At 54.0% G+C, this 15,569-nt stretch carries 13 protein-coding genes and 1 tRNA gene; 5 read left to right on the top strand and 9 right to left on the bottom strand.

Features of this window, described 5'->3' with window-relative positions:
- Positions 1-3 precede the first annotated feature (3 nt).
- The 3 genes from ACGYK4_RS13215 (at position 4) to ACGYK4_RS13205 (ending at position 2,875) form a co-directional block, all read left to right on the top strand.
- Entirely contained in the window at positions 4-1,350 is a 1,347-nt protein-coding gene (locus ACGYK4_RS13215; RefSeq protein WP_394450619.1) for a dihydrolipoyl dehydrogenase family protein, read from the top strand.
- A 439-nt stretch (positions 1,351-1,789) separates the two neighbouring features.
- The gene (locus ACGYK4_RS13210) at positions 1,790-2,116 is read left to right on the top strand and encodes a YnfA family protein (RefSeq protein ID WP_394450621.1); all 327 of its coding nucleotides are present in this window, start codon (positions 1,790-1,792) and stop codon (positions 2,114-2,116) included.
- A gap of 282 nt (positions 2,117-2,398) precedes the next feature.
- Complete coding sequence (locus ACGYK4_RS13205; RefSeq protein WP_394456925.1) at positions 2,399-2,875, top strand: hypothetical protein; 477 nt, start codon at positions 2,399-2,401, stop codon at positions 2,873-2,875.
- A 113-nt stretch (positions 2,876-2,988) separates the two neighbouring features.
- On the opposite strand, the gene ACGYK4_RS13200 is transcribed toward ACGYK4_RS13205, so the two are convergent.
- The 3 genes from ACGYK4_RS13200 to ACGYK4_RS13190 all read right to left on the bottom strand — a co-directional run bounded on the left by ACGYK4_RS13200 (position 2,989) and on the right by ACGYK4_RS13190 (position 4,906).
- Positions 2,989-4,239, bottom strand: a complete 1,251-nt coding sequence (locus ACGYK4_RS13200; protein ID WP_394448677.1) for a type II toxin-antitoxin system HipA family toxin — start codon at positions 4,237-4,239, stop codon at positions 2,989-2,991.
- Positions 4,239-4,580, bottom strand: a complete 342-nt coding sequence (locus ACGYK4_RS13195) for a helix-turn-helix domain-containing protein (protein WP_394456924.1) — start codon at positions 4,578-4,580, stop codon at positions 4,239-4,241. Before ACGYK4_RS13195 ends, ACGYK4_RS13200 begins: the two co-directional genes overlap by 1 nt.
- A gap of 128 nt (positions 4,581-4,708) precedes the next feature.
- On the bottom strand, positions 4,709-4,906 hold the full coding sequence (locus tag ACGYK4_RS13190) for a hypothetical protein (protein ID WP_394448682.1): 198 nt from the start codon (positions 4,904-4,906) through the stop codon (positions 4,709-4,711).
- A 451-nt stretch (positions 4,907-5,357) separates the two neighbouring features.
- Here ACGYK4_RS13190 and ACGYK4_RS13185 point away from each other — a divergent pair.
- Both ACGYK4_RS13185 and ACGYK4_RS13180 read left to right on the top strand, forming a co-directional pair.
- Positions 5,358-6,517, top strand: a protein-coding gene (locus ACGYK4_RS13185) for an IS3 family transposase (protein WP_394448684.1) whose coding sequence is annotated in 2 segments (ribosomal slippage) — positions 5,358-5,607 and positions 5,607-6,517 — 1,161 coding nt in all. Because the reading frame shifts where the segments join, the coding sequence is not laid out codon by codon here.
- 341 nt (positions 6,518-6,858) lie between these two features.
- The gene (locus ACGYK4_RS13180; RefSeq protein ID WP_394448687.1) at positions 6,859-7,044 is read left to right on the top strand and encodes a hypothetical protein; all 186 of its coding nucleotides are present in this window, start codon (positions 6,859-6,861) and stop codon (positions 7,042-7,044) included.
- A 306-nt stretch (positions 7,045-7,350) separates the two neighbouring features.
- On the opposite strand, the gene ACGYK4_RS13175 is transcribed toward ACGYK4_RS13180, so the two are convergent.
- The 6 genes from ACGYK4_RS13175 to ACGYK4_RS13150 all read right to left on the bottom strand — a co-directional run bounded on the left by ACGYK4_RS13175 (position 7,351) and on the right by ACGYK4_RS13150 (position 15,485).
- A tRNA-Arg gene (locus ACGYK4_RS13175) sits at positions 7,351-7,427 on the bottom strand.
- Between the two features lie 324 nt (positions 7,428-7,751).
- The gene (locus ACGYK4_RS13170; protein WP_394448689.1) at positions 7,752-9,908 is read right to left on the bottom strand and encodes an AAA family ATPase; all 2,157 of its coding nucleotides are present in this window, start codon (positions 9,906-9,908) and stop codon (positions 7,752-7,754) included.
- Entirely contained in the window at positions 9,909-10,379 is a 471-nt protein-coding gene (locus ACGYK4_RS13165) for a hypothetical protein (RefSeq protein ID WP_394448692.1), read from the bottom strand.
- On the bottom strand, positions 10,372-10,995 hold the full coding sequence (locus ACGYK4_RS13160; RefSeq protein ID WP_394448695.1) for a hypothetical protein: 624 nt from the start codon (positions 10,993-10,995) through the stop codon (positions 10,372-10,374). Before ACGYK4_RS13160 ends, ACGYK4_RS13165 begins: the two co-directional genes overlap by 8 nt.
- Entirely contained in the window at positions 10,982-14,101 is a 3,120-nt protein-coding gene (locus ACGYK4_RS13155; protein ID WP_394448698.1) for a hypothetical protein, read from the bottom strand. Before ACGYK4_RS13155 ends, ACGYK4_RS13160 begins: the two co-directional genes overlap by 14 nt.
- Positions 14,094-15,485 carry a tyrosine-type recombinase/integrase gene (locus ACGYK4_RS13150; RefSeq protein WP_394448701.1) on the bottom strand — a complete coding sequence of 464 codons (1,392 nt, stop codon included), beginning with the start codon at positions 15,483-15,485 and terminating at the stop codon, positions 14,094-14,096. The genes ACGYK4_RS13155 and ACGYK4_RS13150 overlap by 8 nt, the downstream gene beginning before the upstream one ends.
- Positions 15,486-15,569: the final 84 nt, after the last annotated feature.

The raw sequence follows: 15,569 nt of genomic DNA, 5'->3' as shown, positions 1-15,569 counted from the left end.
GCAATGAGCAAGACATACGACCTGATTGTTATCGGAAGCGGCACCGCCGCCACCACCGTGGCAAAGCGTGTCAGCGCCGCCGGCCGAAGTGTGGCTGTAACTGATTTCCGCCCCTATGGCGGCACTTGTGCCCTGCGCGGCTGCGACCCCAAGAAGATGCTGATCGGAGGCACCTCTGCCGCCGATCATGCCCGGCGAATGCATGGCAAGGGGGTCGAGGGCGACGTGCGCATCGACTGGCGTGAACTACTGGAGTTCAAGCGTGGCTTCACCGACCCGGTGCCAGAGAAGAAGGAGAAAAGCTTCTCCGAAAGTGGCATCGCGACCTTCCACGGGCGAGCCCGCTTTGTCGGTCCGAACGCGGTGGAGGTCGATGGCGAAACCTTGGAGGCCAAACACATTGTTTTGGCGACCGGCTCTGAGGCGATGAAGCTGGGGATTCCCGGTGAAGAGCACCTGATCGACAACGAGGGTTTCCTCGAAATGGAAAGCCTGCCGCGCCGCATCGTGTTGGTTGGGGGAGGCTATATCGCGGCGGAATTTTCCCACATCGCGGCGCGGGCCGGAGCCGAGGTGACGATCCTCCAGCATGGGGATCGGATGCTGACGGGGTTCGATCCGGACCTGGTCGGATGGCTGATGGAAAAATACGAGGAGATCGGCGTCACTTTGCATACTGGCACCGAAGTCGAGCGGGTCGAAAAGACCGGGGATGCCTTTCGCGTCACCGCCACCGGCGAAGGAGGATCGACAACCTTTGAGGCGGATCTCGTCGTGCATGCCGCTGGCCGGAAACCCGAATTCGCGCCGCTTGACCTCGCGGCGGCTGGCGTCGAACTACGTGACGGCAAGCTGGCGCTGAATGAATACCTACAAAGCTCCTCAAACCCGGCTGTATACGCCGCCGGCGATACTGCGCAGATGGGTCCGCCGCTGACCCCTGTTTCCAACCATGACGGCAAGGTGGTTGCGGCAAACCTGCTTGAAGGCAACCACAGCAAACCGAACTACAATGGCGTGCCCTCGGTCGCCTTCACCCTGCCGCCCATTGCTCGTGTAGGGCTCGACGAGGCCGAGGCCCGGGAGCAGGGACTGAAGTTCCGCATGCAGTGCGACCGGACGCCCGGCTGGTTCTCGACGCGCCAGCAGGCGGAATCCGTCTCCGGCTACAAGGTTCTGGTCGAAGACGGCAGCGAGCGCATTCTGGGCGCGCATCTGCTGGGACCGCATGCCGATGAGGTCATCAATGTCTTTACTCTTGCCGTGCGGCACGGGCTGACGGCCGACCAACTCAAGGACACGATGTTCGCCTATCCCACCGGAGCGTCCGACATTTCCTCTATGCTGTGAATGCCGTCGGTTCTTACCAACGGGGCAGAAGCAGACATTCGGCCCGCGGCTTCAAACAGCTTCGTCTGCTCTGCCCCACTCAAGCATGGCTTCGTCACGCGAGCTCAGCGAATGATGAGTTCGGTGAAGTTGCATTGCGGCGTGACCTGACCCGCTGAATGTCCAGAATGGCAGGTCGCGGTAAGCGAGCCCATGTTGCAACTGCGAGGCCCTCTGCAACCAGAGCCGTCAGTGGGGGCTCTTTGTGGAACCTCGCTGCGCCGCAGGTAGGACATCAGACGTTATAGCTGGTTTAAGGGAAGCTATGCGAACTTTGCTGCCGTTGGCATCCATTAATCCAATGGCCGCTTTACGATGAAGACAGTTGCATCGAACCATCGGCGAAAGCTCTGCTAAATATTGATAGACCCGATCATGCCCGGAGCTTATGTCAGGCCCGATGAAGCCAGTTCTTATCTACTTCGCCGCAGCGTTAGCCGAAATTGTTGGATGCTTTGCTTTTTGGGCTTGGTTCCGGCTGGACAAGAGCGTGCTCTGGCTGGCACCGGGGATGCTATCCCTTGCCGCTTTTGCCTGGCTACTTGCGCTCAGCCCGACTGAACAGGCGGGACGCGCCTATGCAGTCTACGGTGGCATATACATCGTATCGTCTCTGCTATGGCTATGGGGTGTGGAAGGCCATCGCCCTGATCAATGGGATGCTATCGGAACCGTCATTTGTCTTATCGGTGCGGGTATTATTCTCTGGGCACCGCGTGGAACCTGAGAGGAGGCGGAGGACGGTGTGAAGCCCTGAATCGTTCGATTGGATCGCCTTCTGGGTCCCGCATTCCGACAACTCGGCTACGCGTCCCTTCTCCGCACTGTAGTGGTCGTGCAGGTTTTTTGCCGCCCTCGAAAGCCCCCACTCATCCTCTATGTAGCATTGATCGAAGTGGGCTCGGACCCGACCTTCGCTGCGGTTTGAACCACAGACCGCAATGCGGGGCGATCATTGATTTCCTGTTGATTGCTGTGAAGAACAGCTGAGCAACCAGTGGGAACTCAAATGAACTTTTCAAGAAGAATCCATCTATCAATAGCATTCGGCGTGCTTGCCTCAGTGGCATATGCCGCCGATCAAAAGGAGCTTGGGGGCTTCATCCTGGGAGGCTCATTTCAAGAGGCACAAATGCATGCGCTCGGCCAGGAATGGGAACTCGTGCCTGCTTCGGAAGACCTGCCGGGACAATGGTCGGTCAAAGGTTCGAAACTATCCCTATTTGTTTGCAACGGGGTCGTCTCTTCAGTCTATGAGAAACGAGAAGGCGACCTTGAAGAGTTCGCTGCACTTGTTTTTTCGATGCAGTTTGAATTTGGCGAACCCGATATTCAGATCCTGAGCTATAGTAATGGGGCGGGAGATATATCGTCGATAGATGTGCGCTTCGAAAAAGGTGATCGCGGAGCCACAGTTCAGCTTCAAAGTATTGGCGGAGGCCGAACCTTCTCGGTAAATCATTGGATGGAAATCGAATGCCAATGATGACTTCGACTGTCCTGCAACGAAGGCAACAACGGGCTCAAAGCGGACGTAGCGCTTTGAGGCTCAGAAACGCTCAACCGTGGCGAAGCCCCTGAGAGATCGACGGCCGTTGATCAAAGGCTAAGAGCCTTCTCTGCCTCGCCGTGTTCAAAGGCCTTTGCGAGAGATATCAGTTCTTCTCTACCAACACCGAATTGCCGCATGAGTGGTCTCCACCGGTTGGCGATGAGTGAGGCCATCGCGCGCGCGCGCTTGCGCGCCTCGTTTTCCGATAGATCGAAAAACTCCGCAGCGGCCACCGCAAGATCGAGTGACGCCTTAAATGGCCCTCCTTCTATGATCGCCGTCTCGAGGTAGCGATGGCCGCCCGCTTGTGGGTTCACATCGAAGAGCGGGGAGATCTGCCAAAGGCCGTTGTCGGCATAGATGAATCCGTGGTTCTTCAGGTGATCATCCGTGTTGGTGACAAGGACGTTGAAGGTCATTCGCGCCCAAAGCTCATGCAGATCTGCCCGCGCAGCCTTACTGATCATCCGGATCGCCTCTGCGATCTCTGTATAGGAGCCTTGCTCCGCACCGGATCGATTAAGAGCGGTGCGGGCTGAAAAATAAGGGACACGCCTGCCCGCCCGCCGATCGAAGCGTCTGATCAGGGCCACTGGATGGCCAGAGTTTTCCAGCATTAGCCGTGCGTCTGGCGCACGCAGGCCGCATTCCCGCGCTAACTGTAGCGTCGCGACCTCGATGCGCTCGACAGGGCTTTGGTCTCCCAGGGACGAGAACTTAGCAATCCAGAGCGCGTCGCGGTCCTGCACAGTTGCCTTCGGTCGGGCGCCGCCAATCGAGCCGCCGGCGCCTGCGATCAGGCGCAGATCCTCGCTCGATAACTCTCGTCGTTGCTCGACCCTAACCGCAATCTGTCGGAGTGCGTCAAGCTGGTTGAGGTTCGGCACCGGTGCGCGATGTCCACTGATGATCCCGCCGTCTTCTCCAGTGAACCGGAGTGCGCCCGGACGCGTGGCATCATCCAGCAGGGCAAGCATGTCGAATTCACTGAGGCCCGCGCCGTGAACGCGCGCCATCAAGAGACGTCCCCATGTATCAGGGGTTGCATCCTGAAGGACTGAAGGCAGGCTGTCGCGCTGATCGCCACTGGATGCCTTAGACACATAGGAGGGCGTTAATCCGAGCGGCAGCTGAGGTGCGATCGCGAAGGCACGCGCATCGTTCAGCCAGCTCTCGAAATATTGAAATTCAGAATGATGGCGGCGCGACCCTTGGGTGAACCGCAGCTTACCGACTGGCAAGAGCGCGCTTCCAAGGCAGACATGGGTGACCTTCTGTTCCGGGGCGCCCGGGGCCATCAGAAGCCTACGCCTTCATCGTCATCGCCTTCGGCCTCGTGGCGGTTATCCGGAGCTCGTGCGCCGCCGCGCTTTACATAGGATATCCCCCGCTTGGGAATTGCGTCGAGTGCGAGGGACAGGCCCACAGCATCCTCTTCTATTCGCAGGATCTCCGCGAGGGCATCGGGCTCGCCGAGCGCCGCAAGCACCCCGGCCAGTTTCCCGATGCCCACGCCCGCATCGCCCCGCTCCAGACGCTGGATCGTCTTTTCTGACACGCCTGCGCGTTCGGCGAGATCGAGCATGGCAAGACGACGCGCGAGGCGCGCTTGTTTGATGTTACGGCCAAGGTTTACCAAAGCCCTCTGGGCACGAAGATTCGATATTACTGGTCTTATATGGCTTATAAATAGAATTACTGGTCAAATTTGTCCTATTAGACGATGAAATCCAACTAAAAAGGTGGGAGCTGGCTGATTGGCAGGGTCTATTCTCCAAGCCTGTTCTTGGCTTCGGGAAGGTCTTTGTCGTAAACAAGGTTCCCGTCCTCATCGAGGCCAACTCCAAGTCCAAGGCACCGCAGTCGTTCGAAAAACGCTTCCTCATCGGGCCCAGGCTGGCCCATCTTCTCTATAAACCATTCCTCCCATTTGGGGTCTGATTCATCCGGTTTTGGGTCTGTCATCCCAATGCTCCTACTCTGCTGAACTGAGTTTATCACAAAGTTGACGCTAAAACCGGGCGGCGCTAAATCCGCATCATTGCCGCCTAAACACAGTTGGTTGGAAAGCTTGATTGTGGATCAAGAGGGTTCAAAATCGAGATTAGCGGGTGCCCCGCACCCTCTTCTGCGACATAAGTCCTACATTGGCTGTAGCGCACATGAGAGAGTATGTGGAAGTGTCACTTGATGAAGGTGAGCGCCGAGGCCCAAGAGATCATTGTGCGGAAGAAGGCCAAACATGCGATCTGGGCAAGGAGATAAAGGATGGTGCACGTCGCATCGAAGATTCTCGGAACAGTGAACGCGCCATATGGTGCGAACCTATCCGCTTGTCAGCTTGCCACCGTGACCTGCCCCCCGCGAGATCCCTCACTTTAATGTAGAGTTTGCTCAACTACGAAGGAGCAAACATATGCGAAAGAGCCGTTTTACCGAGGCGCAGATTATTGGGATGATCAAGGAGCAAGAGGCAGGCATGCCGACAGCGGAAGTGTGTCGTCGCCACGGCCTGAGTCCCTCCACATTTTATAAGCTTAAAGCCAAATACGGGGGGATGGATGTTTCCGAAGCTGCCCGGCTGAAGTCTCTTGAAGATGAGAATGCCAAGCTTAAGCGGCTGCTGGCCGATACGATGCTCGACAATGTCGTGCTGAAAGATCTGCTGGGAAAGAACTGACGACATTGAGCAAGCGGCGGGAGGCAGCGCTTAGGGCAATGCGGGACCATGAGATCTCGCAACGTCGGGCCTGCAGGCTTGTCGGTGTCGACCCAAAGACGGTCCGGCGTGAACGCCCGCCGGACTGTGCTGAGATACGCAGGGAGATGCAGGAGGTCGCCGGCAAGCGGCGTCGGTTCGGCTACCGCCGGATCGGCGTTTTGCTCGAACGCAAAGGTATGATCATGAACCACAAGAAACTGTATCGGCTCTACCGTGAGGAAGGGCTTTCAGTGAAGCGGAGACGTGGTCGCAAGCGGGCCCAAGGCACGCGCACACCCATGCCGCAGGCAGTGCGCCCCAATGCACGGTGGTCGCTGGACTTTCTCTCCGACAGCTTCGGGGCTTCACGGAAGTTCCGTATTCTGGCGGTGATCGACGACTGCAGCCGCGAGAACTTGGGCCTAATTGCTGACACCAGCATCTCCGGCGCGCGTGTCGCTCGGGAACTGGACGCGCTGGTGCGGATCTACGGAAAGCCCGCTTGTATTGTCAGCGACAACGGGACCGAGTTCACCAGTAGGGCCATCCTGCGATGGGCCGACCAAAACGCCATTCCATGGCATTACATCGATCCCGGCAGGCCGCAGCAGAACGCCTTCATCGAGTCATTCAACGGCAACCTGCGCGATGAACTTCTGAATGAGGAGATTTTCGACACTCTGGATGATGCGCGGCGGAAGCTGGCCCTATGGCGCTACGACTACAACACCGTCAAGCCACACTCATCGCTCGGAAACCAGACGCCAAAGCAAGCGCGGCAGGCGCTTGAGCAATTGGAGGGCTCCGCGCCCGCCGCGCTTGCCCAATCCGGAACCCCCAACTATCAAAACCAAACCTGCAAACTCTCGTTATGAGTGAGGGACCAATGGGGGGCAGGTCAACCGCAATCTCTGACATTGAGGCTGCTCAGTCCTTCATGGGGCCGGCCTTCTCCTTCTTCTCTGAAGTCTCCCCGGAGCTTCAGGTGTCCTTCGTGTCAGAAATGGGACTGCCCCATGACAAGGTGCGGCAGGTCGCGAAGCACCTTCAGACACTTTGCCCGTTCCCATTGGCACTCGCTAAGTAGCAGCGCGTCTTCGTCACAAGCGAAAGGAACCCCATGTAAAAACGTGTGGTTCGTTATGCTCTGCGACAGAACCGTGCTATATGCTATCTTGTTCAGTGTGGACATGGGCGACGGCTTAAAGGAGAGGACATGGCTACTATTGACATCATCGTGGCGATCGCGTCGGTCGTTTTGGCTGTCGTGACCATCGCCTATATGGCCTACTTGGCTCGGGTGAGCGGCCGAGATCGACCGCACGATCCGGAGCGCCTGCGCCGCTTTATTGCGAATGCGCCCTACCAACTTGATGGTCAAGTGCATGACCAGAGCAGATGACCAGTTCTCTGGATTGACCTCCTTCCCGTGGGTTTAGGCGAAATTTTAGAATTACCTGAATACCTCAAGGTGCTGAACCACTCGGAGAGGATAGGAGACCGAACACCCATAGCAAAGCTCTTCGGGGTTGGTCTGCGACTGGATCGGGCATTTTGAATAGCACCAGAGTTTCTACCCAACTTGGACGACATAAGCTTCCGCGGGCGCCAGCGCGGTATCGGAGAAGGGCTCACCTCATTGTTGATCGCAGATGAGGCGTATGTGTTGCGCCTTCTTCGGAGGAAGTCGACGTCCAAGTCAGGCGGCTGGCGACCCGGGGAGGACTCGAACCCCCGACCAAGAGCTTAGAAGGCTCCTGCTCTATCCAGCTGAGCTACCGGGCCACGCGGTTTCTACTACCACCATGACAGGGGGCTGAAAAGTTAAAACGGAAGAAGAAACTTATTCAATTCATGAAGTTTTAATCGTCAATCGCCGGGCAGGGTCGGGTCTTATCCAGGCTCTCAGATACTTTGTATCTGTGCCCAACGCGTCGCTAAAAACCGACCCACTCGTCTCGGTTTTCTAAACGCTCTTCGGTGGCCAGCCTGGAGCCTTCGACCCTTTACATATCCAAAGCGCTCTTTTTCGGCTTTGCCTCGTTCCGGCCGCCCGAGGGCCGCCAGAACAAGCCAATTTGAACCGCGCTTGGTTACGTAAACCCCGCCCTAATTGAGAGCCAGCGCAAAGCCGGTTTGGCGCGAAGATCGGCGCTCAATGATCTTCGGCAAGTCACTCGGCGCCCCCACTATCAAGACATGCTGCCTCGCTCGTGTAATAGCTGTATACAGCCATTCGCGCGTGATCATGGGTGCATTTTCCAATGCTACAATGACTGCGGGAGAAGCCGAACCCTGACTTTTGTGGCATGTAACGGCATAAGCGAGAGACACATCCAGGCCCATCTCTGGGGGGACCGGCTTGCTCGAAATCAAATCATCTCCATCCCAAGTGATCTCAATCTGAGGATAAATCCGGGCTACCCTTCCCAGCTGCCCGTTAACAACGCCATGCTTATAGTGATTACGTGTGCAGATCACAGGATCATTTGGGTAGACCCTGGCGTGCACACCAAGGCGCTTGGAGCCCTCGTAGTTCGGCGCAATCATTCGATCGTTGAATCGCTTGACGGTCTCGTTCATTCCAGCTGCAACGAGGATATCGTCGATATTCCTAAACCGTCTCAGGTCTGCATATCGCGCCTCCAAAGTATCAAGGAGTTGCGATTTGGATGCACTGACGAACTGAACTCCCTCTGTTTGCCCTGTATAGTCTTCGATTTCGGGCACGCCCCCAGCCCGGATAATTGAAGCGATCACAGGGATACTGGACCCATCAACCTGCCTAAGAGGTTTCGTCAGGTATGAAGTAATCTTTTCCTTCTCAACAAGAGAGTGGAAGGTCGCTCCAAAGCCGATAGGCGGAAGCTGATGGGCATCACCAACCATTAACAAGCGAACGGTATCGTGCGTCCGCAATTCGGCCAATAGTTCATACAGCGTTGGCGTATCGATCATACTCGCTTCGTCGAGAATAATCATAGTATTGGCATGGATCTGTTCAATCCCCTCAACAGCCTTCCCATCGGACAGGTCCCGAAGCTTTGACAGGAGTCTCGCAATAGTTGTCGCAGCGCGAAGATGGTCTCTTTCACTTACCGACTTGGTTAGCTGCAATGCAGCCTTGCCACTCAATGCAGCAAAAACAACATCTCCACCCAGATACTCCCAAGCATGCGTAACCGCCGCCATCACCGTCGTTTTGCCGACTCCAGCTCCGCCCTGCAAACATGCCAGCGGCCGAGATAGGATTTCTCGGATGGTTGTCGTTTGCTCTGGAGTGAGAGCAAAATCTATACTTCTTTGCGCATGTTCAAGCGCGGCTTCGATATTCTGTTCGGGAACGCGTTTTCCGGCCATATGGATATCAGCCAACATCGCAGAAGCGCTATCCTCGAGAAAGCGGGTTGCAGCAGGACGGAGACCATTGGACGCTTCAATTAGCTTCCCAGCAGCCAACCCGTGCTCAACCATCTTGGAACGATTGACACCTGAAGGTGCGAGGCTTTTCCATCTGTCCCGGCTCGCGATTGTATCACCTTTAGCGAGCAGCTTTTTGGTGGCAATATCGACGGCACCAAGATAGCGCTCAACATCTTTCTCAGGGTTTACAACTCCTTTGGAACGTAGAACCCGCAAGCCAAGTTCGTCGGCCTCTTTCCAGTTCAAGAGCGCCGCAGCCAGATATGGGTTGTCCATTATCGCGTCTCCGCTCGGAGACTGCCCCAAAAGTCTCCAGAGCCTATTGGCAACGCGCCGATCGTTCATGCCAAGGGCATCGAGCTTTGAGTAGAAGTCGTATTCCCTTGTGACAATGCCTTCTTCGACATTCTTACTTGCGAACTCGGCTTGGACCAGTGCGGCGATCTTTCGTCCCAAGGCTGGTCGATCACCTTGAATTACTATGGCGAGGTCATCGAGGCGTTCTGGATCTGACAGAACATTCTCAACCTCTGAGCCGAATGCCTCCACGATTTTTTTCGCACGAGACTGACCTACTCCCGTCAGCTTGGTAAGGAAGGTGCGAAGCAAATAACCAGATGTTTTGACGCGCCGTATTGATGCAACTTCAATCTGCTTGTGCACTCGCCCATAGTGATCGCGATACTCGCCTTCTATGCCATCCACACGATACGTTTCGCCGGCTATCGGGAACAAGGGTAGATCGCTTACTACTACGCGAAACTTAGAGCCGTGCGCATTCTCAGCGCCGAAGATGACTCCTTTTGCCAACTGATTGACTATTGATGTGACGACCAGTTCCATCTACTTCACCCGCGGCATGATGCCTTGTCGAACGAGTTGCATTTGTTCGCGGAGCGATTGAACTTCTCGGGTTAGCGCCGCGTTCTGTTGTTCACTCTCGTTGAGCCTCTGAAGGACAGCTGCATAATCTGCCTTCGCCTTGATAGCGTTTTCGCGAGCTAACTTTGCTTGCTTTGTCACCCCGGCAATTCGCTCGGCTGCGAGCTCATCAATATCGCGCCCTGCATCTTGGCCTCTATACAGCCTTGCATTAATCTCGGAGATTTGGTCACGAAGGTTTTCATCCTTAGTGAAGTATTGTTTATCGTGTTCCCTAACTTGATACTTCCCCTCGCCCTTAGTAACTTCAATGAGGAGAACGGTAAGGTTCTTGAGGTCTATACGCCCCTGGTTATTGGTGGGATATTCGCCTTCAAACTTTGCAAGGCCGTAAAGTAGGCGCTGAGGTCCACCAATTTTCTGATTAGCCATTTCCTAACCCCTCCATCTTGCACCACTCGACATAGGGCTGAGCAAGATTCGATCCGGCAACCACCTCGTTCCCATCGATGGCCGTCCTATCTTCAATGGTATTTTTGTCAAAGTTTACCTCGTAATATGCATGGGATACGAGTGCGTTAACCAACTGATACGTTTGGAGTCGTTCCTGCTCCCTGTTTTCTGCCACCCCTTTTTCCGCGTTGTTGAAAGGGATCTGGGTGGGAGAACTTTCAATGTCTTTCATTTTTCCGATAAAGGCACGCAAACGATCGTTGTCTGTTGAGACGTTGCTGAGACGAAGTTCGAGCTCCGTCACTTTGTGCCTTAGCTCATTCAGTTCGGCTTCCGCCCTCGACATGTATCCAGATCTGCTACCTTGCTCGTTAATGTATTTTATTAAGAGCGCCCGGTATACTCTGTTGCGCCTCAGGGTAACGTCTGTGAGCCGGGTTGCATTAGATATGGCTTGCGACAGCGCCGTAATGGATTGGAAATTTGCGCGAGTTTCCTTCAGCTTTGCGAGTTCTTCCTCAATCAACGCTTTGTTTTGGCATACAAGGGTATCTTGATACGCCCGCGCATTTTTTGAACCCTTAGGAGCTGGCATTGATTTGCCTCCCTTCTGGCTTGGCGTCCGATATGAGCGATGCGACTTCTCGTTCGATAAGCTCCCCTGCTTGATCCCAAGTCATGCCAAGCGCTTTCAGGCGAGACTTGATCAAGCTGTATAGCGCCATCAGCTCTTCATTCTCGTCGGCGAAAATCTCTTGTTCAGACATGGCCAGTTTCCTCGCCAATCTGGATGCTTGCCGTTGGAGAACTTCATCGCTCATCGAAGGATACATCTTCGCATCGACAATACGATCAACGAGGAATTGGGCCGGCTCCACCTGGCGAACTACGCGTTTAAGATGCAGCTTAATTATGTCCGGGCTACCGGTTACAATACCTTCGAAGTTCTTCTCATGAAGCAGACGACGGAGTGTCATGCTTGCGTCCTGCCAGCCAACCAGCTGGTAGCTGTCAGTCATCAGATTGCCGTGGAGCCACCTCAGGTGCGCTTGGTCTGCCCCAGACTGCTTCGCCCTCACCAGCGCGGCGCTTGTGGCCTGTATGCGGGCTGTGAGCCGCCTACACTCTGCCTCGATTGCTGGGAGGTGGTCTACAGACTTGCATGCCAGCTTACAGGTCCCACAACGCATGGGGCCTCCGGCAGCCAAGATTACGTCATCTGGACATACTTCTCCGGCCACACAGATGTGAGTATCGCGGAACACCATTTCTGCTGCCTGGCTCGATTTAAGTAGTTCAACACCCATAGGGTCTTTGTCACTGGTCTCTGACTCATGAAGGTCTCGCAAGCTGCTGATGCCGAACCGTCGTATTACGTCCTCTCTGTCATGATCCGGCGACGTGAGTTGTGATCGCAACTCGGAAATCGGAGACGAGGCATTCAACTGCGGCCGTTCATGGTGCTTAAGGATGTCGACGATCTTCTCGACCTCCGGGACGTCGTAATACGCCGTAACCACCGGATCGTTGTGCCCAACGAGATCGGCCAGAATTACGTATTCGGTCGAACCAGAACGCCGAGTCACAAAACTTGCCCTTAGGGCGTGAGGAGTATGGACCGCCGACCAATTAAGTCTACAAAAGGGAGGACAGCCGTGCGGGGATATTCCGGGGTCGTCCTCTTTCGGTGGCTTGACCCGAATGAGAGGCTTGAAGGCAATGCCATTGTCTTGCAGAAAACCCTGCATGCCGAGCAGGATATCCTCCCAAACCTTCAGATAGCCTTGATCGGAAATGACAGAGCCGTCTTCATTGGCGAAGAACGGCACCAAGGGTTCGAACGGAGAAGCAGAGCGCCCTTCATAATCAAGTGCAATCTCAGGGATCCCCTTTGCCGCCCTATGGTCCTGTTGGCGCGTCAGCATTTCGACCACACGAGACAACACGCGTATATCTTTGGTTTGCCCTGTTTTATCAGTATTGACATGTATGAGCTTGATGGGATCGTCTTCGCTGTAATCGTCGAGATGCTTGGCCCAGCTATCTTTGTCGAGCCATTGCGACGACTGCGCGCGCAGACCAGTTTCAAGAACAAATGTCAATAGCCGAAGCGCGCTAAGATTTATTCCTCTTGCTGCCCTATGTGTTCCCACAATGATGCGCTGCGGAATTCGCGATATCTTAAATATCTCGTTCTTGTAGGAAACGTTAAACTCTACATCGAGATTGGTGAGGTCGATGTAATGATCAGTGGACCTATTGCTAAAGATGCAAACATTGCCTGCAATTTCTGGGCGCGCATCAAGATACATGCCAATGCGCTCCAGTTCATGGACATAGTGGAATAGGAGCGGATATATCTCTTCCGAGAACGGGATTTTCGTAGTTCCGGAAGGTCGCCGCACAAATGGAAAATCCCTCCTTGTGATTGGACACCTGAAGCCCGGACCAGCGATATCCGAAAACGCCTCCGAATTAAGGCTCATCTCAACCCACTGAAAGAAATCTTCAACTGTATAGAGAACGCCCTTCCTTGAGGAAGCCGCCAAGCCGCGCTTTTCGAGATACTGAAGATAAGTAGGGAACGACTCTGGGCGAAGCGTTTGATCGACGAAGGGATATCGCGTGAACTCTTTTGGAGACGCAGGCACAGAAAAGGGCTCGGACGAGTGCATTGAATACGTAGGGAGCAATACCGAGAGGTAGTCAGCAAGAGTATACAAGTGCTTCTTTTTCGGATGGGTGGCAGTTCGCCCTGTTTGCTCCCGGTGGATGAGGTATTGAGAGAAGAGCTTATCCCAAGTCTTGATGGTTCCCACAGGGGGGCTAAGCCCATCCAGCTCCAATTGCGGATGAATAAAAAAGAAGCTATCCCCCGTTCGCTGGCGAGGAGACATAAAAGCGCCTGCCTCCGGTGCGCTTGCCTCGTTTGACTTCGACTGCCCTCTCGACTTCAGCCTTTCTCTGGCGATGGAAGTAAATTCGGCAGTCTTCGTATTCTCGAAGGCTTTTTGGTCGAAGCTAATATATCCGCGATCTTTGAATATCGTAACCGCTCTTTCGACCGACGAGGGGTTTCCTTTATTGCTTGTAATCTTGTCGGAGATAAAAACATGAAGTCGCGCCGCTTCATTTGCTTCGATGTCGGAGAATTCAATCCAATTTGTGCTATATATCCAGCTCAGTGAATACTGATTCATATACTTCTGAACATGCGGCCCGAACCTGCTAAGCTCTTCGGCATCTGGCTTATAGCTGGCCAATGCCTTTAGGATCTCGGAAGGGCTCCCCTTCCTCATCTCCTCGGTTATGCACTTCTGCATCGAGATACCGGGCGGTAAAATGACATCGCTCTTGAGCCACGCGTTGTATAGAACCAAACGGCAGAAGTTGCGGATCTTGTTTCGAGATTGCGCCGTTTCGGCATACGAGTAGTATTTGCAGGACTGAACGATTTTATCATCGACCCGAGGCCTGCGATTTGCGATCTCGCAAAAGGATTTTATGACAGAAAGAGGATTGTCCTGTTGAGTTATTGAGTTAGCCACATCCTCTGCGAGCTTGATTTTCCTTATTTCCCCTCTACTGGGTTCTGCGCCAGCTATTTGCCTAATATGAGAGAGAGCTGAATCTATATGCGCGAAAAGCTGGCCGATGGTTAGGCTATCCGAGACGATTGGTTCGCCGGTTAGGTTAATCATTCCCTATTTGCCTCGCAGCTACGGCCTTATTCAAACGATCGGCGTGATCTGAATATTTGTTGGCCATCCATTTTATCAAGTGATCGATCTCTGGAGCCTCATTCATGGCATGCATGTTCATGAGCAAGATCTTTGCATCGAGTGCAAGCTTGTCCTGGCGGGCATATTTCAGTGTAGATATAAGTTGTTCATGCCCCATTAGCCGCTGAACCTCGACTGGTCTCAGGCCATATTGATTGTTGCCCAGTGGCACATAATTAAGCATGAATGTGCCATAGAAGTGGCGTAGTGAATGGGGGGTAAGACCAGTTAGGCGTGCGTCTTCGCTCGGCAACCGTTTCTGGACTCGCCGAACTGCCCGCTTGAACGATTGAATTCTATTTTTGTCGGCCACGCCAATATATGGGCTTCGATCACCTCTCAGCTGCTGAAACACGAGGCTTTGGTTTGGGACGGGCATATACTCGGTTCTGATGTAACGTTCCAACGTCTGGAAGAAGCGATCTCGCAGGATTGGAATGAAGTATGTTTCACTTACCGCGCGGCCCTTCCATCTTCTCCGGAGTTCATCAGGCATCTGACTGGCGAAACGGCGGTTATCGGGGTCTTCAACGACTACTTTTCTGCGTTCAAAGTCAATGTGATCCATCTCCAATAGGAGAGCCTCATGGGGTCGAACGCCCGTTCCCGCTGACAGTGCCCACAATGCTTCATCTCTTGCGCATGATGCACAGTCGAGTAGAGAGAGGATGTATTCTGCCGGGAAGTCCTTGTCTCGATTGGGGCTATTGTCCTTGCCACTTACCTTCACGATCTTCCCGCGAGCTACCTTAGGATGATGGTTCATGACATTTACCATCATGCTGCTTTGATAAATTCTCTTTATCTCAGCTCCGGATCTTTGACGTGTGGTCTCTTGGAAAACCTGCTTGGAAGGGCCTTCAGATATACTTCCTTCCCATTCCTCGATTTGCTGCAAGTGCAATGCGTGACCTTCGCTTTCAAGTATGAACTTGTTGATTGCCGTTGCATGGTTCTTTGCAGCTGCTTTGGTTAGCCTCTTTTGCCCGAGTATTTTGCGCGAGATGATGTCGAAATCGCCACGCGCGTTCGCACCCGCCAATCTCGCAGGCAGGTAGCCCTTAATGGCAGCCTGCAGTTCGAGCTGCCTGGAAGGAAAGCCAAACACTTTCGCTTCAGTCAAATAGTCCAGGAATGATGCTATATGATTTGAATAGGTCGTTACCGTCGAAGGACTAAGTCCTTCGCGAATGAGACTATTTACGAAAAGGTCGAATGCTTGAACTGAACCTCCCGCGTTGTCGAGGAGAATGAATGTTTCATAGCGCCCAGTCTGTCGTGCCAAACGAGTGTAATTCTTCATTTGTTCCGACCCCATTAAGTTTGGTGGACCACCTTAGAGGTTAATGTGTATCAGTCAACACCTGCGTATATCTTCGGAAAAAAG

This window comes from Sulfitobacter sp. 1A13368 (assembly GCF_043557275.1).
GTDB lineage: Bacteria > Pseudomonadota > Alphaproteobacteria > Rhodobacterales > Rhodobacteraceae > Sulfitobacter > Sulfitobacter faviae.
The sequence above is the reverse complement of the archived record's forward strand: the minus strand, read 5'-3'. Positions and strand labels throughout refer to the sequence as shown.